The sequence below is a fragment of the Leptolyngbya sp. CCY15150 genome, assembly GCF_016888135.1.
GTDB lineage: Bacteria > Cyanobacteriota > Cyanobacteriia > RECH01 > RECH01 > RECH01.
The window spans coordinates 41,761-62,037 of the sequence record NZ_JACSWB010000243.1 but is presented as its reverse complement, the minus strand read 5'-3'; the positions used below and the strand labels follow the sequence as shown (position 1 = coordinate 62,037).

The following is a 20,277-nucleotide window of genomic DNA, read 5'->3' as shown; positions in this document are numbered from 1 at the left end:
CCATGGTCAGACAGGTTGAGGAAGGGATTGATCGAAGAGGCGATCGCCTGTACTATAGCCTGTAGAGACACAAGAGCCATAAAGCCAACATGCAAGAAGCTTTGCTTCAACGATTAGACAAGCATCTGGGGCGATCGCTTGCAATCTGGGCCTAATCTACAGACAATGGCGGCAGTGGCAGGGTGACGCCTGCTATGCCATTTAGTGTTCAGGTTAATTGATTCTGATGCAAGCGATCGCCCCAATCCCCCACTGGTTTAGTGATTTTGACGTTCATCTTTTTGGTGAAGGTACACACTACCGCATTTATGAAAAATTTGGCGCTCATGCTACCGAGGTGAACGGACAGGAGGGCGTATTATTTGCTGTCTGGGCTCCCCATGTTCAGCAGGTGTCGGTGGTAGGTGATTGGAACCATTGGGATGCGCAGCAATGTCCGATGGCTCATAACCAAATGGGTATTTGGGAAGTGTTTGTGCCTGGTCTAGCCGTGGGTGCGCTCTATAAATATGCTCTGCGGGATGATCAAGGGCATACGTGGCTCAAAACGGATCCCTACGGCTATCGGCAAGAACTGCGACCGGCAACTGCATCCGTGGTCACTGACCTGGCCTACAACTGGCATGATCAAGCGTGGCTGCAAGAGCGATCGCACCAGCAACCTCACAACTGCCCTGTTTCTATCTATGAAGTCCATTTAGGATCATGGCTCCATGACGCCCTTGAGCATCCTCCGGAGAATGGTGAGGCGGTGCCTGTTCCCCACAAAAGCGGTGCTCGCTTCCTCACCTATCGCGAACTTGCCGATCGCTTGATTCCCTACGTTTTAGAGCTAGGCTATACCCACATTGAGTTGCTGCCGGTTACGGAGCATCCCTTCGACGGTTCATGGGGGTATCAGGTCGTCGGTTTTTATGCGCCAACGTCGCGCTATGGCAGTCCCCAAGATTTCATGTATTTTGTGGATCAATGCCATCAGCATGGCCTTGGTGTGATTCTGGATTGGGTGCCAGGACATTTTCCTAAAGATGCCCATGGCCTAGCTCAGTTTAATGGTCAACCCCTGTATGAATATGGCGATCCCCGCAAAGGCGAACACAAGAGTTGGGGAACGTTAGTGTTCGATTATGGGCGGAAAGAAGTCTGTAACTTTTTGATTGCCAGCGCGCTGTTTTGGTGTGAAAACTATCACATTGATGGTATTCGAGTGGATGCCGTTGCATCATTATTGTATCTAGATTATGAGCGCCAAGAATGGATAGCAAATCACCATGGTGGCCATGAGCATCTAGAAGCCGTGGACTTTCTGCGACAGCTCAATGATGCGATCGCTGACTATTACCCCGGTGTCATGTCCATTGCGGAAGAATCTACCTCATGGCCAAAGGTATCTGCTCCCACGTCAGAGGGAGGGTTAGGGTTTACCTTCAAGTGGAATATGGGCTGGATGAATGATACCCTACGTTATTTCCAGGTGCATCCCCAAGATCGCTCTAATATGCATGGCACCCTAACGTTTAGCCTTTGGTATGCATTCAGCGAACACTTTATGCTAGCCCTGTCTCACGACGAGGTGGTGCATGGCAAAGGACACCTATTCCACAAAATGCCTGGAGACGATCGCCAAAAAATGGCTAACCTGCGATCGCTCTTTGGTTACCTCTTTACTCATCCAGGTAAGAAAAGTTTATTCATGGGAATGGAGTTTGGTCAAACCCAGGAATGGAACGTCAATGCTGACCTAGCTTGGGGATTATTGCAGTATGCTCCCCATCAACAGTTAAAGCAACTCGTGATTGATTTACACCGTCTCTATCGCTCTCATTCTGCGCTGTATGCCTGTGATGATCGTCAAGAAGGCTTTGAGTGGATTGACTGTAACGATGGAGCACGGGGACTAATTTCCTACCTGCGCAAAGATCCAACCTCCGGTGAATCTCTCGTGGTGATCTGTAATTTCAAGCCCAATACCTATCATCACTATTGGGTGGGCGTGCGGGAGAGTGGCACCTATCAGGAGTTGCTGAATACCGATGCCCATACCTATGGAGGGCATGGTCAAATTCACTCTGATCCTTTGGAAACGCGTGAGTGGGGACAGGCATGGCCCTACGCTATCGAGGTGACAGTTCCGGCAATCTCCGTCATGATCTTTCGTTGGGTAAGTTCATAGATAGTGGCTTCAATCGCTTCGCTAGCCTTGAAAACAACAAGTCATGATGGCGATCGCTCGATGTTGCTGAACCAGGAGATGAACCCTAGCGACAGGATCTGAAACTTTTTCAAAATGTCGTGGAATCATACTGCTAGTCAGCAACGCCAGCGATCGCTCCTGTCGGGAAGATGCCTTGCGTGATTGAAATCGGCACGAATCAATTATCTTTGCGATTCATCCGTAGATTGGTTCTTGTTATCCCTTATGCTAGGTGCTCTGGGTGGCTTGGGTAGTTTGGATGAGTCCATGGGATTTGGCATGGGAGGATTGATTGACCTTGGAGGCTCTGGCAATGGTATCGACGGCGGTAGTGCTGAGTCTTCCTTCCTCCGTTTGCCAATAACAACTAAGATGATAAAGAACGAAAGAAATACTAGTTTTCCTCCATAGGCATCCCAAGATGGAAGGCTTGGAGTATCGGGGAGTTGAATGCCGCCAAATCCTGCAAAGACATCTAATTGCGCTTTGTCAATGTCTAAGTACTGCTCTGTAGTACCAATATAGCCACACCATTGACCACCATAGTTCCATACAGGAATAAAAAAGAGCTTTATCTGCTTGTATCGATAGCCAGGATCTATATACCGTCCATCAGTAGTCCTAAAAATGTCCGTATCTGGAAAGTCAGCAACTTTAATAATCCGTTCTCCTCCCCACGAAATAATAACGGGAGCTCGACGACGGGCATAGGCGGGAGTCGATGTTGCCAAAATCGATAACGTAACCGCACAGAAAAATAGACAAACATGCTTTATTTTCATGATGCTTACTGATGAATGTACGACATTGTATCTGTCAACCAATGGCTTTGGGGATGTAGCTTAGCTATTGATAGAGTAATGCTAGGGATAAGCATGTGGAAATAGTGGTGATAGATGGCAGCAATGTACTCTGTGATCGGTATCTAGCCATCACCATGACCTCTAACTTCCTCAGGTAACCATGCCCCAACCGTAGTCACGATCCTAGGCGGGTTGAGCTAACTACAACCCTCGTCTCGCAACACTTGCAACAACTCTACCGCCTCCGTCAATCCTGGATCACACTGCACCGCTCGTTCTAACGACGCGATACTTTCCTGCCGCTGCGATAGATAATAAAAAGCTAACCCTCGGTAATACCAAGCCTGAGCATGATCGGGGGCGATCGCCAGCGCCCTATCCAAGGCACGAATCGACGGCTCATACTGTTCCAACACGCCCCATAGCCGTCCCAACTGATACCATCCTTGCTTGTGCCTTGGCGACAGCATCACCACCCGATGAAATGCCAGCAAGGCCTTAGGGTATTTTCTCAGCTCAATTAACCGTTGTCCCCACTCATACCAATCATCCGCGTGCTCCATCCGTTCGGCAAATATCGGCTCCAAGCTGGTGACCTTGGGGGGCATTTCACGACACATCATCATTCACTCCTCCGTTTTTGTGATCCATGTTTTGGTGAACTGAACTCACATACTGGAAGGACACCACACACCTATGCAGTATTCCTGTCTAGTTTTTGATGATGTGATGAGATGATTACAATCCGTTGCCAATCAAAATGAACGGTGCCCAATAGTAGGGATGGGACAGGGTCTCTGCAACAGCGATCGGCAGGCCGGTGCGGGTGCTGATCACATCGATACTGGCACCCCGCTCTACGCCGGAGGCGGTTAGATCGCCGGTAATCAAGGCAATCTGGGCTTGGCGCAGGGCCTCGGCTTTGGTCATCTGCTGGTTCAGATTGGCGTAGAAGGCATCCATCAAGGTTTGCGTACCGCCATCACTCACCGCCCACAGGGAAGCGATCGCTGCTGAGGCTCCTGCTTCCTGCATCAGATAGCCAAACCCAAGGATTTCTTCCCCATTGCCCAGAGCATCCCCGACCCCAGTTTCACAGGCACTCAGCACAATCAACTCTACTCGGTTGAACCGTCCTTGCCAGGTGTCGCGGATGTCTTGCAGGGAGAGGCGATCGCCATTGCCAAATAGAATAAATGAATCTGCTGGAGAACCGGGTACAAAGGCGGCATGGGTGGCCAAATGCACAATCGTGTGGCTGTCCATCAATGGCTCGACCAGGGAACGGCTGAAGCGATCGTTCATCAACTGGGTGGTGTCAGGAAAAGCAGCGACCAGGTTTTCCACTTCTACTCCAGCAAAGGGAAGACCCGCAAAGGAAAATGACCGCTGACCAATCTGGACGTCAAAGGCTCCTTCACTGAAAGCGGCGGCTAGGATCAAGGGGGTAGCGCTGGGGCGTAGGGTGAAGTTTTGCAGACTGGCGGCGGTGATGTGGTTGATGCGGTAGTTCTCAATCAGCCATTGGTCGCCGTCGTGCAGGGCAGCGAGGGGAATATAGCGCAAGGCTCCGTCGGGGGCGTAGAGAATGGTTTCGGCTCCAATGGCTTCTAGGTCGTCTTCCATCGGCGCGATTAGCCAATCATAAAGCTGTTGGGCAATAGGGCGCGGGTCACTGGTGGGGTCATCCAGAGCTTGACGGAATTCCACAATGGCGGCATTGAGCTCGGTGGAGTCAACCGGAACGGGATAGCGAGCAGGTTCGCTGAAAGGTGTCACCACCACCAGTTCCAGGCGGTCTTCTAGGATCAGCGGATAAATCATCACCGCATTTTGGTCGATGGCACGTAAATTATTCTGCAGGTTAATGAATTCATCAGCGCGGGCCAGGATGTCTTGCTCTTGCAGACTGGCATCGAGTTGGGCAACGAGGGCTTGAATTTCAGGACTGTTGAGGAAACCCTGGAAATCGGCGGACATCTCCCGCTGGGTCATATCGAGTTCGCTGAGGCGCTGAAGCTGGTTATCAGAGAGCTGGTTGGGAGGAATATCACGCAGTTGGGCTAGTTCATAGCCCACGGCAATGACGCGGTTGTTGATCGCCTGTTCCGGGTCGCGCAGGTCAATGCCGCTCTCCGTCTGAGCCGTACTGCGAACGCCGTCGAGGTAGTCGTCTAGTTCTTGGACGCGCAACAGGTCGAGGACGCGCTGGGCTTCCAGGATGCGGTTTTGTTGCAGGAGTAAATCGGCTAGTGCCCGATATGAGCCTGCAATGGTTTCGGTATAAGTTTGTTGCTGTTCCTGGGGTAAGCCGCGAATATCAGCCCGAATGGATTCTCGGACGTTGACGGATTGTTTGTAGAATACAATAGCGAGTTCGGGTTGGTTTTGCTGAGCCAGCAGGAAACCTATATTACTGAGCCACAAGCCTTCTGCAGAGCGATTGCCAATCTCCTGAGCGATGGTTAACGCTTGCTGATAGCCCTCAAGTGCCTTCTGATACTGCCCCAAAGCTGAATAAGCATTGGCCAGCCCACCCAGCGAACTACCTTCACCAACACGAGCGCCAATCTCACGCGCAATAGCAAGGCTTTGCTTATAAAAGTCAATCGCTTGTTGATGTTGCCCGAGCCGACCGTAAACATTACCTAAACTGTCCAAAACCGATCCCTCTCTCCAACGACTGCCAATCTCGCGGGCAATCTCCAGGGCTTGTTCATAGAAGTCAATTGCTTGTTGATATTGACCCAAAGCCATGTAACCACGCCCCAGACTACTTAGAGTGCTGCCTTCACCAGAACGAGTACCAATCTCGCGGGCAATCTCCAGGGCTTGTTCATAAAAGTCAATTGCTTGTTGATATTGACCTAAACGTTGGTAAACATTGCCTAAACTGTCCAAAACCGATCCCTCTCTCCAACGACTGCCAATCTCACGGGCAATCTCTAGGGCTTGTTCATAGAAGTCAATTGCTTGTTGATATTGACCCAGACTTTGGTAAATATTACCTAAATTGGCCAAAACCGATCCCTCTCCATCGCGACTGCCAATCTCGCGGGCAATCTCCAGGGCTTGTTCATAAAAGTCAATTGCTTGTTGGTATTGACCCAGACTTTGGTAAACATTACCTAAACTGTCCAAAACCGATCTTTCTCCACTGCGACTGCCAATCTCGCGGGCAATCTCCAGGGCTTGTTCATAAAAGTCAATTGCTTGTTGATATTGACCCAAAGCCACGTAACCACTCCCCAGACCACTTAGAGCGCTGCCTTCACCAAAACGACTGCCAATCTCGTGGGCAATCTCCAGGGCTTGTTCATAGAAGTCAATTGCTTGTTGATATTGACCCAGACTTTGGTAAACATTACCTAAACTGTCCAAAACCGATCCCTCTCCATCGCGACTGCCAATCTCGCGGGCAATCTCCAGGGCTTGTTCATAGAAGTCAATTGCTTGTTGATATTGACCCAAAGCCGCGTGACTATTCCCCAGACCACTTAGAGCGCTGCCTTCACTAGAACGATCGCCCATCTCACGGGCAATTTCAAGAGCTTGCTCATAAAAGTCAATGGATTGATCGTACTGACCCAGTACAAAGTCAATATTGCCTAAGCGCCGTAGTACATTTCCTTCTCCTTGACGGCTCTCTTGAGGAAACGCAGTTCGCACAGATGGATCTTGATAGAGTTCTAGTGCCTTTTGCCAGGACTGTAAGGCAGATTGAAACTGGCTTACCTGATACTGTTGAATGCCTTGTTGGAGAAGGCGATTTGCTCCTACCAGCAAGGCTGCCGCATCCATCTGGGCAACCGTAACCTGAGCCTCCGCCCGTGAGGCTGGCAACAGTACCACAAACAGGGAAACAGGCACAACGAGCAACGAAGTCAGCAACGGCAAAAATGTTTTCGCGTTCATGGTTTGGGGTTTCTCATTACATCCATATCGTACATAGTCGCAGGGCAGCAAGCAGCTATGCAGTTTTCGCCTATGTCCTTCGTCATCTGTTCAAACACCTCATTGGCTATGCTTGGGAGAAGGCAATTGCATAAAACCTCAGCCAGCATGAACCACCCCCCTCTTCAAACCAACGCCGTTTGGGATGCTATGGCTGCCGTTTGGGGCGTCACCAGCGACGACATTCCCGGACTTGTTACTGAATCCCCCTCCTTGGATAGTCTGTAAAACAAACTGCGGGTCATGATTCCAGAACTCCTGCGCCTCAATCACGTCATCCCCCTAGACTATCAAGGAGCGATTTTGAACTGATCAGCCACAAGCATGACATGATCGAGATCGCGTCATAGGCAACAAGATAGTGGCAACAAAATGGTCAAACCGCTCACCCCCAAACTGACATCGCTCCTCAAGTCGATGGAGTTGGCTCCAACGTCACATCTTCATAGAGTGCATCTAGATTATCCTGAAACGCAAGGCTCTGTAACTCAAAGGTTTTATCCGTTGGATGATAGGATTGCAGCACCCACAGTCCCTCCGAGTTACGCCGAAAACATTCCACCCGTTGATGCTGGGTATTAATCAGCACATATTCGTCCAGCGTATCGAGGGTTTGGTAATCAAAAAACTTATTGCCGCGATCGAACGCTTCTGTCGAAGCCGACAGCACCTCTACAATCAGCTTCGGGAATCGCTTGTACGTCGAAGTCTCCGCATCCCGTTCATCACACGTCACCACCACATCGGGATAATAAAAACAGTTGCGCAACTCCACCCGTAGTTTCATATCGGCAATGTAAACGCGGCATCCTGTTCCCCGCACATGGCTGCGGAGCATGGCAAACAGGTTGCCAGCGATCGTCACGTGGGCATCCGTCGCCCCTGCCATCGCATAGACTTCACCGTTGACGTACTCATGCTTGATGGGGCTTTCGGCTTCAAGCCGCAGATATTCATCGGGGTCAACGGGGAGTTGAGACGAAGCAACCATTCTTCTCACCATTGGCATCTATCTTGATTGTAGTGGCAAGAGCGATCGCTTATCTCTTGTACCCGCCATTTTCGCCTCAAGCCGTATTATCCCGAACTCCAGTTGTCTGAGAAATAGACTACAGCCCAGTCTCCTCCTCGTTCTCGATCTCAGAAGGTGGATTAACCTCAACAGGTGGGGCTGGCGCAGCCGGTTCAGGCGGCGGGGGCGGCTCAACGGCAGCGGGGGGATCTGGCACAGGATCGGCCGGGGGCGGCTCGGCGGGTGCTTCCTCAGGCGGACTTATCGCCTCGGGCGGCTCGACGGCTGGAGCTTCAGGCGGCAGGCTATCCTCGGAAGGCGACTCGGAGGGAGGGGGTGATTCCGGCAGTGGTTCGGTCGTCGATTCTGCACTATCGTCCTGATCCTGGCGCTCCTCGGACTCTACCTCTGCTGTGCTTTCCTCTGGCTCCGGCTCAGACGGCAGATCGACGGACTCTCGATTACCCTGCTCTTGGGCCCGACGGTTGAGGTCTGAGCCAGAAATAGTCATAACCACACTCACCATGACTCCATTGGCACCGCCGGAAATAGGCTGGAAAAGCCATTCTCCTCTCACGGTGGATAGCGCAGCTTGGTCGAGGGCTGAGGAGCCGCTGGAGCTGACGACGCTGGCATGGGACACCGCGCCGCTGGGGCTGATGTCAACCATAATGCCAACGCTGCCTTCAACATTGGCATCGAGGGCAGATTGCGGATACCTAGGGGAAGGGCAATGCTGACAGGCAACGGTTCGGGAGTCGCCGCCAGCATCTTCGTCCGCAGAATCTTCTCCGGCATTGTCGGAACCCGTCTGTCCAGGTTGGGCAGCTTGGGTGTCGGCGGGCGGCCCAGGGCGATCGCTGCCCTGGGAACGGGAATTGGATGGAGTACGGCCTTGGAGGCGATCGCCCAGAGCTTGGGTAGAGCGACGCGACGCATGAGTCCTAGGCGTGCTGGCTCGGGGTTCGGCCGGCTCAGAATCAGCTTCTGTAGCCGAGGCAGACGGCTCGGGTTCGTCAACCTCGCCCACCTCATCGGGCGCTTCTGAATCGGGACTTTCCTCGTCTGGGGAATCTGGCTGGTCTGCCACTATGTCCTCCTCCACGGGCTCCTCTTCCACAGGCTCGTTAACCTGGTCATCCACCGTCTCTGGAGGACTATCCACGGGTTCAGGCGTAGCATCGGGGGCTAGCAGAGAGGCTGTGGGTGCAGCTTCCACTCCAGGATCCTGGGGAGATGGCTCGTCCACAGGCGCTTCCTCTAGGGGGCGATCGCTCAACTGGGCAGGCTCGGGTTCTTCTTCGGCTAAGGGCGGGGGTTCCGTAACAATAATCTCAATGCGAGCTGGCTCTGGCAGAGGACTCTGTTGTCCTAGCCACAGGAACATAGGCAGCAGCCCACCATGGGCAACCATGGAACCTACGACCCCCCAAAGCAGGATGGGATTGGAGAGTTGAGATTGGCGATCGCGATGCTGGAAAGCGGTCTGCGATAAACTCATGTCATACTTAGTTGCAATTGATAGTCATTTAAGATTAGATCTAGCAAGACAATACAACTATTGTCAAATAGCTGATGTCAAAAATTGAGGGTGCAGCAGGCACATAACTTCAAAGTATCATCCTTCGATCGAAGGATGATACTCACTCGATAACCTGTTAAACCCTAGTGCTGATAGATCTTAGAGCATTATTGCCCTCTTCATCAACCCATGCTTAGAACAGGTGCGCTAAGCAGGTTGCTGCTACAGAGCGGCCGGGTGTACTTGACAAGCGATCGCATCTAAAGGTCTAATCTTTATTGATATTGGTTCTCAAACTCAAGGTTGTCTAGTCCCCTTAAGTTGGATTGTCTTCATGCAAAATTTGATCGATACTCTAGTGGCTGGCGGCATTGTCATGGTGCCGCTGCTTGGTTTTTCGCTGCTTTCCATTGGGTTAATTATTGAGCGGTTGGTATTTTGGTCACGCGTTAACCGTCGTCAGCGTCGGGTTGTGCAAGAGACGCTGTCCCTTTTTCAGCATGATCCAGCGGCGGTGGTGGATACATTAAAGCGTCATGCCGATCTGCCCATTGCCCGCATTTTTCTCGAAGCCTTTGAGGTTTCATACAATCTATCGCCGGTGGGATTTCGCCTGGCGTTGGAGAGCGCAACCCAAGCTGAGATCCCATTGCTGCGACGCTTTAATACTGCCTTTGATATTGTCATCAGTGCTGCCCCATTATTGGGATTGTTAGGTACAATTTTGGGACTGATTCGTTCCTTCTCGTCGCTACAGTTGGGAGATCTGGGAGCCAGCAATGCGGCGGCTGTCACCGGGGGCATCAGTGAGGCTTTGGTGTCTACGGCGGCGGGGATGGCGATCGCTATTTTTACGCTGATCTTTGCCAATTTATTTCGAGGCTTTTATCGACGTCAGCTTGCCTTAATTCAAGAACATGGTGGACAACTGGAGCTCCTCTATCTTTGTCGCTATGAGCAAGCCCATGGGTATCAACATCAGATGGTTGGGAGTGAACGATCATGAATGTGCCAGATGATATGGATACGACTGCGGATATTAATATCGTGCCGATGATTGATGTCATTTTTGCTATTTTGACCTTTTTCATTATGTCTACCCTGTTCATGACCCGCTCAGAGGGTTTGCCGGTCAATCTACCCAATGCTGAAACCGCCGAAACTCAGCGCACTGAGGCCATTGTCGTCACCATTGATCCATCAGGGGAGCTAAGCCTCAATCGTAACTCGGTGGCCCTACCGGATCTGGCTGATCAAGTTAGTCAACTGAAGGGCGATCGCGATAGTGCGCTAGTCACGATTAACGCTGATACAGAGGTATCCCACGGCATCGTCGTATCTGTCATGGATGAGTTACGCACCGTAGAAGGGGCCCAGCTTGGAATTGCCACTCAGCGCTCTCAGTCTCAGGCGGTGCAGTAAGATAGTGCTCTAGGGTCGCTGCCATGACGTTTTTGATCTCTGATTTCGATCAAATCTGGTCAACAGCTCATCTTATTCAACAGCAAATGTAGAACAAGCCCCAAAATTTGTCCCTTAACCATCACAGCTCAATCCATCGGGATTGACGATCTGTCGGCCCCGTTCAATGACTGGGTATGATGCCTCAATTAAATCCATACTATTCACGGTCTACTATGCTATCGTCTGTCCGTCAGCCAGCGATCGCCCGCCGGTCGTTGTCTATGCTTATGGTGGGTCTGGTACTTGGAACTCTAGCCTTGGTGGGGTGTCTATTTGCCAGTGTTGCCCTCGGCGCTGCTGATATCACGCCCTTGGAGGTGTGGCAGTCGCTCGTCAACTTTGATGAAACCTCCACCAACCATCTGATTATCCGTACGGTGCGCCTACCGCGATCGCTGGTGGCTCTGCTGGTCGGTGCGGCCATGGCGATCGCTGGAGCCACTATGCAAGGGTTAACCTGCAACCCCCTAGCCTCGCCTAGCATTCTCGGCGTTAGTGCCGGGGCAGCCTTTGCCGTTGTGGTATCCACATCCCTCTGGGGAGTCAACGACCCCATGACCCAAGCCAGTCTGGCGATGATCGGTGGGGCCAGCACTGCTGTGCTTGTTTATCTATTTGCATCTTTTGCCCCCGGCGGCATCACCCCATTGAACCTGACCCTATCTGGAACCGTATTTGCCACCCTGATCAGCACGTTGACGACTAGCCTGCTGTTGCTCAACCAGCAAACCCTAGAACAAGTTCGGTTTTGGCTGGCTGGCTCTGTCGCTGGGGGGAGTATGGAGGTGCTCCAGCATGTTTTCCCTATCTTACTGCTGGGAATGGCATTATCTCTAGTGCTGGCTCGGAATCTGACGGTATTGAGTTTGGGAGAGCCAATTGCTCAGGGATTGGGTCAAAATACGGCGTGGGTTAAAGGACTAGGTACGCTAACTGTAGTATTACTGGTGGGTAGTAGTGTGGCTATGGCTGGCCCAATTGGATTTATTGGCTTAGTCGTTCCCCATCTGGTGCGTTTTTTTGCAGGCATCGACTATCGCTGGGTGTTGCCCTATTCTGCTCTTATGGGGGGTATCTTGTTGATCATAGCAGATATTCTAGCCCGTCTTGTGATTCGCCCCCAGGAGGTTCCCGTCGGCTTGATCATGCCGTTGCTGGGGGCTCCCTTCTTTATCTATCTAATTCGCACAAAGCTAAAACGATGACCCATCCCCACCAGACTTCTGCCGTGCGATCGCCCCAATGGCTCATCCTTCGCAGCCGCTTTCTTCCCCTTTCATTTCGGATTAAAGCCCAAGTTCCTGCGGTTGTCCTGGGTCTTGGAGGGCTTGTTGTGGCGCTGTTGGTGATCTCAGTCGCCCATGGTGAATACCCAGTACCACCCCTTGAGGTTGTTCGGGCTATCCTGGGAGGCCAAACCCAGAATCCAGACTATCTATTTGTGGTCAACAGCCTACGCCTTCCTCGGGTGCTCACTGCTTTGCTGGCAGGTATGGGGTTAGCGATCGCCGGCACGATTACCCAGGGACTATTACGCAATCCCCTCGCGTCGCCAGATATCATTGGCATTAACAACGGTGCCGCATTGGCAGCCGTAATATGTATCATTGTCGTGCCTAGCGTACCCACCGCTATCTTACCCATCGCGGCCTTTAGTGGCGGCTTGATGGTAGCAGGATTGGTTTACGGACTATCCTGGAATAGCGGAACTTCGCCCATCCGTCTTGTTTTAGTTGGCATTGGCTTCTCGCTGATGACCGGAGCCATCACCAACATTTTGATCACCTTTGGCAACCTCAACCAAGTCTCCCAAGCCCTCATCTGGCTAACGGGCAGTGTCTATGGACGCACCTGGGATCAAGTATGGGCCCTAGCGCCGTGGCTGATGGTTAGTTTACCGATAGTGCTGCTAATGGCCCGCGACCTTAATGGTCTTAATTTGGGTGATGATACGGCCCGTGGGTTGGGAATTGCCCTAGAGTGGCGACGAGGTATATTACTTCTAGTGGCTGTTCTATTATCTGGAGCATCGGTCGCTACAGCCGGTACGATTGGCTTTGTTGGATTTATTGCCCCCCATATTTCCCGCCAATTAGTCGGGCCTAGCCATGAGGGGGTTATTTTAGTCTCAGCCGTTGTGGGTGCCTGCTTGGTGATGGCTGCTGATTTGCTGGGGCGGAGTATCTTTGCCCCTATCGAGCTACCCTGTGGTTTGATTACATCATTACTAGGAGCGCCTTATTTTCTCATGTTAATGATGAAACAACGTCCATCAGTGGGAGGAGTTTAGGTATCCATGAACAAGCTGAGTACCATGCCATGCTCAACGGTGCAGATCGAGGCAAGAAATCTAACCTTAGCCTATGGTCGAACGACTATTATTCATCAGGTTAGCTTAGCCATTCCCCCTGGACAAATTACGGTTTTAGTTGGGGCTAACGGCTGTGGCAAGTCAACGCTGCTCAAAGGGCTAGGACGATTGCTAAAACCCTGCACGGGGCAAGTGTATTTAAATAATAAACCCCTAGCCTCTCAGTCAACCAAGGCGATCGCTCGCCATATTGCTCTCCTCTCCCAAAATCCAGTAGCTCCAGAAGGACTAACGGTTCGTGAACTAGTGGCTCAAGGGCGCTATCCACACCAAACTTGGCTGCAGCAATGGTCTATCCAGGATGAGCAGGCCGTAGATGATGCTTTGCAGATTACCGATCTGGAAGATTTGTGCGATCGCCCTCTGGACACACTATCGGGAGGGCAACGCCAGCGGGCCTGGATCGCCATGGTTCTTGCTCAAGATACGGATATTTTACTCCTGGATGAACCCACGACATTTCTTGACCTGGCTCACCAAGTAGAGGTTTTGGATCTCCTCTACGATTTGTATCAATCCCAAGGACGAACCATTGTTTTGGTGCTCCATGATCTAAATCAAGCCTGTCGTTATGGTCACCATGTAGTAGCTATCAAAGAGGGTAAGATCTACGCCCAAGGTGCTCCCTCGGTGGTCATGACTGCAACCATGGTGCAGGATGTGTTTGGCTTAAAAAGCAAAATTATTGCCGATCCTGTCGCTGGAACACCGATGTGTATTCCTATAGCGCGATCGCTGTAGGATTGAATGAAAGAGGCTATACGACATGCCGCTGAAGATCGATGATGATGGTTATGGATCAGCCTGCTCGGTTTTCTTTTCAACAAGTTTGAGTGCGTGGGTAGCGAGATCAAATAGTTTCTGCCGTTCAGTATCATCGAGGGCATCCATGAGCGTAGATAGTTGAGCCCCCTCCTCTAGAGCAATCCAATCGAAAAACTGTTGTCCCTTCGGGGTGAGTTTGACCATCAAGGCGCGGCGATCCGATGGATGACTATCGCGCTCAATATAGTGATCTTGCTCCAAGCCGTCTAGCAAACCCGTCATGGCAGCTCGGGAAATGCCGCAGTGTTTCGCCAGCAAGGATGGACTAGAACAAAAGTCTGGCTCACTATTGAGATACATGAGCACCGATAGTTTACTTTGAGACAAACCAAGTTTCGCCGATTGCTCATCCGTAATTCGCAGCACAACTCGCGCTAGCCGCGTTAGTTTAGACATCATCGATAGGGCTCCGCCGCTGGGGGAATTGATGATATCTTGGGTGACCTCAGTGACCAGTTGACCGAGAGTTTCAATTTTCTCCCGCTGCTCGGGCTGGAGCTGAACATGCTGGAATAGACGCAGCGATCGCTCTAGCTGCTGTATTTTCTCGCGTTCTTGCATCAAGATGGAAAAGGTTCTTAAGGCCGTCACCACGGTAATAAATAGCTTTTGTGATGTAAGTTCTGTTTTGGTTCTGTATTCGTCGATACCATAATTTACCGACACCACCGTTTCCGGCGCTTGGCCGGGCTGTCCAGTGCGTAGAATAATCCGCACCGCCGAGTTTTCTAACTCCTCGCGTACAAACTGAATGACGTCTAAGCCGGCGTTTTCCGTTTCCATGACCACATCCAAAAAGATGATCGCCGTATCGGGATGGGCACGAATCACCTGCTTTGCTTCTTCCCCAGAATAGGCACTCATAAACGCGAGAGAGCGATTCTCAAAGGTGACATCTGCGAGGGCTAGTTTGGTGACGTGGTGCACCTCCGCCTCGTCATCCACAATCAAGATCTTCCAGCTCTTTTCTGGCGATTGTAATTCTGTTTCTTCGGCAAATTGAAGTTCATCATCCTCAAGATCATACATAAGCTCATCCTGTTGGGCACCAGTCAAGGCATCATACGCTTTTTTGGACATAGACGGTTCCATAAATCTAAGGTTGAGTGGATGGGTTAGGCAACTCAATGCGAAAGGTTGTACCAACCGCCAGTTGACTTTCACATTGAATGGTGCCACCTAACTTTTGAGTCACGAGATTGTACACGATATGTAGCCCCAAACCGCTGCCGCCCTGACCTCGTTTTGTGGTGAAGAAGGGTTCAAATATTTTGCCCAAATTCTCGGGCGGAATCCCATAGCCGTCATCTGTATAGTCCAATACAATACCGCGTTCTGTTTGCACAACGGTTAAACAAATATGCCCTTGGTCATCCGGCCCATAGGCATGGAGGAGGGAATTGATCACCAAATTAGTCACAATTTGGGAAAATGCTCCCGGATAGCTATGGAGACTCAGATGGCGATCGCCCTTGACGTCAACGCGATGGGGCGTGAGGGCGAGTTTAGGACTAAGCTGTAGCAAAATCTCTTCTAGATAAACAACCAGGTGAAAGACGCGCTTCGATTCGCTGGATTGATCCACCGCCACCTGCTTAAAGCTCTGGATGAGCTGGGCAGCACGATTGAGATTGGTCAAGGTCATGCCGCTACTTTGTTCGGCAATATCGATAAACTTTTGCAGATCCGATCGCTTCATGGTGCCGTTCTTAAAGGCGTCGGCAAAGGCCGTTGTTTTTTCCATCAAAAATGACGCCGCCGTGACCCCAATCCCAATCGGGGTGTTAATTTCATGGGCAATCCCTGCCACCAACCCTCCCAAGGCGGCCATTTTCTCAGTCTGAATCAGTTGGGCTTCGGCTTGCTGCAAATTCCGCAGGGTTTGTTCGAGCTGCTGGGCTTTTTCCTGTAGCTGTACTTCTGCCAACTGACGCTCCTGTACTTCTTGCTGAAGCTGAAGGTTTTGCTTATCTAGCTCGTCTTGGGCAAGCTGCCGACTTTCTTCAGTCAGCACTAACCACCATGCGCCAATGCCAATGAGCACCCAAAAGGTAGCCGCAACTTCAATCAAGGTTGAGGTGAGACGCTGCACGGTGCTGGGTGAGAGGGTTGGATCGCTCATCACCTGCTGATAGTACACCAGTCCTAAAATACTTCCCACCAAGACAGATAATACCAGAAATATGGCTAGGTATTTCAGTAATTTCATGCCCAACTGGGGCGATAGCTTAGTCTGAAGAAAGCGTCCGAGGAGGGTCTGATCCGGGAGATGAATGGGGGGAGAGGGTGAGGGTGATTGGCGATCGCGTTCCTCCAGCCTCAGTGCCTCATCCGGGTTTGACACAGCGGGTTGTGCGCGTTCAAGCTGGTCAGACAACTGAACAAATGGGGTTTTACACACGTCATGACAGCGCATATCTAAACTACAGCAGAGAGAACAGATGGCATCAGCATAGACGGGACAAAACGACATATCCTGGGGCTCATACTCTTGCTCACAGATACAGCAATTGATGGGCTGTCCAGTGGTTTCATAGCTATCCTCTCGGGCTAAATAATACTTACCACGGGTGAGGAGGGCGATCGCTGGCGACAGCAGCAAGGATAAACCCAGGGCAATGAATGACGCAAAGGCCTTAGCTTCTGGGCCAAAAGCGCCCACAAAGGCGGCGATCGAGACGAGGGAAGCAATCAGGGCCGATCCACAGCCCACAGGATTAAAGTTATAAAGATGGGCGCGCTTAAACTCGATGTGGCGCGGACTTAAGCCTAGGGGCTTATTAATCACCAAATCGGCAACCAAGGCCCCCACCCAAGCGATCGCCACGTTGGCATAGAGCCCCAAGACGACCTCTAGGGTTGAAAAGATACCGAACTCCATAAGGACAAGGGCGATCGCCACATTAAACACCAGCCACACGACGCGTCCAGGATGGCTATGGGTCAGTCGCGAGAAAAAGTTAGACCAAGCTAAGGAACCAGCATAGGCATTGGTAACATTAATTTTGACCTGGGAAAGGATGACAAATAGAATGGTGACGGCTAACACCACGTCTGGATTGGAAAACACATACTCAAACCCAACAAGATACATTTGAGTAGGTTCATGAGCTTTGGCAAAACTGACGCCATGGGCGATCGCCAACGAAGCCAGGAATGCTCCTCCTAACTGTTTCAGACAGCCAATCACGATCCAGCCTGGGCCAGACATGAGCACGGCTAGCCACCAAGCGCGTCGATTACTATCCTGCTTATCTGGCAGAAATCGCAAAAAGTCAACCTGTTCACCAATCTGCACAATTAATGCAAACGATACGGTAGCCGCAGATCCAAAGAGTAGGGGATCAAAGGTGGATGCTCTCAGTTGCCCTGTAAAATGTGTCCAGTTGGTAAAGGCACTGGGTTCCTTATACAACACGCAGGCATAGGGCAATAGGATGAGAATCAACCAAATGGGCTGAGTCCATAGCTGCAGTTGATTGAGCAGCGTCATGCCGAAAAAGACTAAGGGGATAATCGAGACAGAACAGATAATGTAGCCAACAGGCAACGGTAGATGAAGATAGAGTTCTAGAGCCTGGGCCATGATGGCAGCTTCGATGGCAAAGAAGATAAAGGTAAACGAGGCATAGATCAAGGAGGTCATCGTTGACCCGATATAGCCAAAACCTGCTCCTCGGGTGAGCAAATCAATATCTACGTTGTATCGAGCGGCATAATAAGCGATCGGGAGGCCGGTAAGGAAAATGATCATGCCGACGACAGCGATCGCCCAACATGAGTTGACGAACCCATAGCGAATGGCCAACGATCCGCCAATAGCTTCCAAGGCCAAAAAGGAGAGACCACCATTGGCCGTATTCGCAACTAAGAGTTCTGACCATTTCCGAAATGAGGTGGGCGCAAAGCGGAGGGCATAGTCTTCTAGGGTTTCAGTGGCCACCCAAGTATTGTAGTCCCGCCGATCTTTGACAATTTTGGTAGCTGGATAAATGGGCATGGCATTCAGACGCTATCAGCAGGGTTCATCTTGTCAATCTACTTCTTAATACTAATGCCAAATACTAATGCCAAATACTCATGCCAATTTTGCTGACACCTCAATTGAGTCTACCTACGTATGACCAAGGTGTTGACAAGTTCATTCATTTCGACGATTATCGAATTATGGAAACCAAGTCCGGCTCACTGTCCACGACCGATATCGCGGCCACCTTTGCAGCCCTGGGGCAACCCTCGCGGCTGAATATTGTGCGGCTGTTGCTATCTGCCCACCCTCAAGGATTGCCTGCCGGCGAGATCCAGCGAGAGTTGGAGATTACCGCCTCTACCCTGTCGCACCATCTTGAAAAACTACGGCAGGTGGGTGTGGTAACCGCCACCAAGGATCGGCAGTGGATTTGGTATGCCGTGCAGCCTCAGGTGCTCAAGCAACTGATCGATTTCTTATTTGAGGAATGCTGTACGCGTAACCATGTTGTGGAGTTAGATGACTAAACTATCTTGAGCCACGATTCTCTTGCCTGAGGTAGCGATCGCTGCCCTACTCACCGTGGACTATTTATTTTGATAGTTGTAGAAATACCAAATTTTACCCTAGGAGACATCCATGACCGTAACGCCCTTGACCCGCATGTATCGCCAGATGAAACACCTAGATGTTGTGCTGGGGGCGATCGCCCTGCTGATTCTAGGATTGCTAGCCATCGTGCCATCCCAGGCGATCGCTAGCGTGGAGTTTATGGTCAGCAGTTTATGGTCGGTTGCGCCCTTCCTGCTGATCTCCGTGGCGATCGCTGCCTATAGCCAGGCCACGGGAGCCGATGCCCTGATTGCCAAAGCGTTTCAGGGACGGGTGGTGACCATGGTGCCGATTGCTGCCGTGATTGGGGCTCTGTCCCCCTTTTGCTCCTGCGGTGTGATTCCCCTCATTGCCGCGCTGCTGTCTATGGGCGTGCCGACAGCGGCGGTGATGGCCTTTTGGCTCTCCTCACCCCTGATGGATCCTTCCATGTTCTTTCTGACGGCGGGGACGTTGGGAATGCCGTTTGCGATCGCCAAAACTCTGGCAGCTTTGGGGATGGGACTACTAGGCGGTTGGGGTATTTGGGCGCTGATGCGAATCAAACCCTTAACCCCAGCCCTACAAAATCCGCTACGATCCGGTGTGGGCAATGGCGGCTGTGTGGGCAGCAAGATCCGCAATCCCAAGCCGGTCATGTGGCGGTTTTGGTCGGATCCTGAGCGGCAGAAACGGTTTGGAAATGGCATCCGTAACAGTGCTATTTTCCTCGGAAAATGGTTGGCTCTAGCGTTTTTGCTCGAAAGTCTCATGGTGGCCTATGTGCCGGATGGATGGATCGGAGCGATCGCTGGCGATGGAGGCCTAGGCTCCGTGATCACCGCCACTGCTGTGGGTATTCCTGCTTATCTCAACGGCTATGCGGCTCTGCCCTTAGTGGGGCGACTGATTCAGCAAGGCATGAACCCCGGTGCAGGTATGGCATTCTTATTAGCCGGAGGTGCTACATCCATTCCCGCGATGATGGCTGTTTTTGCCTTGGCCCGTCGTCCTGTCTTCTTTGCTTATCTAAGCTTTGCCATAATAGGATCAGTACTTTTTGGTTCGCTCTATGGCGTGATCAGCGGATTTTAGATATTTGGGGATACTAAATGATATCAAATCTGGTTGAATGGTCATAACGGTACCATCCTGCATTCGATCCCCCAATTCGCCGCCCCCTTGCCCAGGGAGTTACAGATACCTGGGGAATGCCAACGCCTTGAATAAACAGCGTCTCCAACTGGATTTGATATGAGCTTGATTTGATATGAGCTTAGCGGCCGATCCATTCATAGAATTCTAGGGTTTCTGGGTTGCAACTGCTGCAGTGGGTGCAGGGTTTAGTCTTGAGTTGATGCACGCGGCCTTTGCGAATCAGATGACTCAGCATTCCTCGTAATGCATCTGCATCCACCTGTAAATTCTCGGACAGTTCCTGTAACGATGAGCGCGGATGCTGGTGTAGATAGCGCTGTAGTTCAGTTAAAAGCATATCATCTACTGTCCTTATGGATAAAAAGTGGTATGAGAAAAATGTGTTGACGAAATAAACTAACCTGTGGGCTGGA

At 51.2% G+C, this 20,277-nt stretch carries 16 protein-coding genes and 1 pseudogene; 9 read left to right on the top strand and 8 right to left on the bottom strand.

The genetic code is table 11. The features are described 5' to 3' along the window. Nucleotides 1-226 precede the first annotated feature (226 nt). Entirely contained in the window at nt 227-2,173 is a 1,947-nt protein-coding gene (glgB, locus tag JUJ53_RS18830) for a 1,4-alpha-glucan branching protein GlgB (protein ID WP_204153585.1), read from the top strand. 203 nt (nt 2,174-2,376) lie between these two features. On the opposite strand, the gene JUJ53_RS18825 is transcribed toward glgB, so the two are convergent. The 3 genes from JUJ53_RS18825 to JUJ53_RS18815 all read right to left on the bottom strand — a co-directional run bounded on the left by JUJ53_RS18825 (nt 2,377) and on the right by JUJ53_RS18815 (nt 6,912). Then, nucleotides 2,377-2,976, bottom strand: a complete 600-nt coding sequence (locus JUJ53_RS18825; RefSeq protein WP_204153576.1) for a hypothetical protein — start codon at nt 2,974-2,976, stop codon at nt 2,377-2,379. A 218-nt stretch (nt 2,977-3,194) separates the two neighbouring features. After that, nucleotides 3,195-3,620 carry a tetratricopeptide repeat protein gene (locus tag JUJ53_RS18820; RefSeq protein ID WP_204153575.1) on the bottom strand — a complete coding sequence of 142 codons (426 nt, stop codon included), beginning with the start codon at nt 3,618-3,620 and terminating at the stop codon, nt 3,195-3,197. A gap of 115 nt (nt 3,621-3,735) precedes the next feature. Continuing rightward, complete coding sequence (locus tag JUJ53_RS18815) at nt 3,736-6,912, bottom strand: tetratricopeptide repeat protein (protein ID WP_204153574.1); 3,177 nt, start codon at nt 6,910-6,912, stop codon at nt 3,736-3,738. 147 nt (nt 6,913-7,059) lie between these two features. On the opposite strand from JUJ53_RS18815, the pseudogene JUJ53_RS25580 reads away from it, so the two are divergent. Continuing rightward, nucleotides 7,060-7,301, top strand: a pseudogene (locus JUJ53_RS25580) (DUF1902 domain-containing protein). 59 nt (nt 7,302-7,360) lie between these two features. Here the strand turns inward: JUJ53_RS25580 and JUJ53_RS18805 are convergent. Next, nucleotides 7,361-7,942 carry a Uma2 family endonuclease gene (locus tag JUJ53_RS18805; protein WP_204153572.1) on the bottom strand — a complete coding sequence of 194 codons (582 nt, stop codon included), beginning with the start codon at nt 7,940-7,942 and terminating at the stop codon, nt 7,361-7,363. Between the two features lie 118 nt (nt 7,943-8,060). Continuing rightward, entirely contained in the window at nt 8,061-9,464 is a 1,404-nt protein-coding gene (locus JUJ53_RS18800; RefSeq protein WP_204153571.1) for a TonB family protein, read from the bottom strand. A 355-nt stretch (nt 9,465-9,819) separates the two neighbouring features. On the opposite strand from JUJ53_RS18800, the gene JUJ53_RS18795 reads away from it, so the two are divergent. The 5 genes from JUJ53_RS18795 to JUJ53_RS18775 all read left to right on the top strand — a co-directional run bounded on the left by JUJ53_RS18795 (nt 9,820) and on the right by JUJ53_RS18775 (nt 14,061). Further along, nucleotides 9,820-10,491, top strand: a complete 672-nt coding sequence (locus JUJ53_RS18795; protein ID WP_239125207.1) for a MotA/TolQ/ExbB proton channel family protein — start codon at nt 9,820-9,822, stop codon at nt 10,489-10,491. Next, complete coding sequence (locus tag JUJ53_RS18790) at nt 10,488-10,907, top strand: biopolymer transporter ExbD (protein WP_204153570.1); 420 nt, start codon at nt 10,488-10,490, stop codon at nt 10,905-10,907. The genes JUJ53_RS18795 and JUJ53_RS18790 overlap by 4 nt, the downstream gene beginning before the upstream one ends. A gap of 215 nt (nt 10,908-11,122) precedes the next feature. Beyond that, on the top strand, nt 11,123-12,154 hold the full coding sequence (locus JUJ53_RS18785) for an iron ABC transporter permease (RefSeq protein ID WP_239125206.1): 1,032 nt from the start codon (nt 11,123-11,125) through the stop codon (nt 12,152-12,154). Then, nucleotides 12,151-13,239: an iron ABC transporter permease gene (locus JUJ53_RS18780; RefSeq protein WP_204153569.1), complete on the top strand. Its 1,089-nt coding sequence runs from the start codon at nt 12,151-12,153 to the stop codon at nt 13,237-13,239. Before JUJ53_RS18785 ends, JUJ53_RS18780 begins: the two co-directional genes overlap by 4 nt. Before the next feature lie 6 nt (nt 13,240-13,245). Continuing rightward, nucleotides 13,246-14,061, top strand: coding sequence for an ABC transporter ATP-binding protein (locus JUJ53_RS18775; protein WP_239125205.1), 816 nt, complete (start codon nt 13,246-13,248; stop codon nt 14,059-14,061). Between the two features lie 51 nt (nt 14,062-14,112). Here the strand turns inward: JUJ53_RS18775 and JUJ53_RS18770 are convergent, their stop codons facing one another. Both JUJ53_RS18770 and JUJ53_RS18765 read right to left on the bottom strand, forming a co-directional pair. Next, entirely contained in the window at nt 14,113-15,225 is a 1,113-nt protein-coding gene (locus JUJ53_RS18770; RefSeq protein WP_204153568.1) for a response regulator transcription factor, read from the bottom strand. A 16-nt stretch (nt 15,226-15,241) separates the two neighbouring features. Then, on the bottom strand, nt 15,242-18,145 hold the full coding sequence (locus JUJ53_RS18765) for an ATP-binding protein (RefSeq protein WP_204153567.1): 2,904 nt from the start codon (nt 18,143-18,145) through the stop codon (nt 15,242-15,244). Nucleotides 18,146-18,312: 167 nt separating this feature from the next. On the opposite strand from JUJ53_RS18765, the gene JUJ53_RS18760 reads away from it, so the two are divergent. Both JUJ53_RS18760 and JUJ53_RS18755 read left to right on the top strand, forming a co-directional pair. Next, nucleotides 18,313-18,642: a metalloregulator ArsR/SmtB family transcription factor gene (locus JUJ53_RS18760; protein ID WP_204153566.1), complete on the top strand. Its 330-nt coding sequence runs from the start codon at nt 18,313-18,315 to the stop codon at nt 18,640-18,642. Between the two features lie 112 nt (nt 18,643-18,754). Next, nucleotides 18,755-19,801: a permease gene (locus tag JUJ53_RS18755; RefSeq protein WP_204153565.1), complete on the top strand. Its 1,047-nt coding sequence runs from the start codon at nt 18,755-18,757 to the stop codon at nt 19,799-19,801. 181 nt (nt 19,802-19,982) lie between these two features. Here the strand turns inward: JUJ53_RS18755 and JUJ53_RS18750 are convergent, their stop codons facing one another. Next, nucleotides 19,983-20,201, bottom strand: a complete 219-nt coding sequence (locus JUJ53_RS18750) for a FeoC-like transcriptional regulator (protein ID WP_204153564.1) — start codon at nt 20,199-20,201, stop codon at nt 19,983-19,985. Nucleotides 20,202-20,277 lie beyond the last annotated feature (76 nt).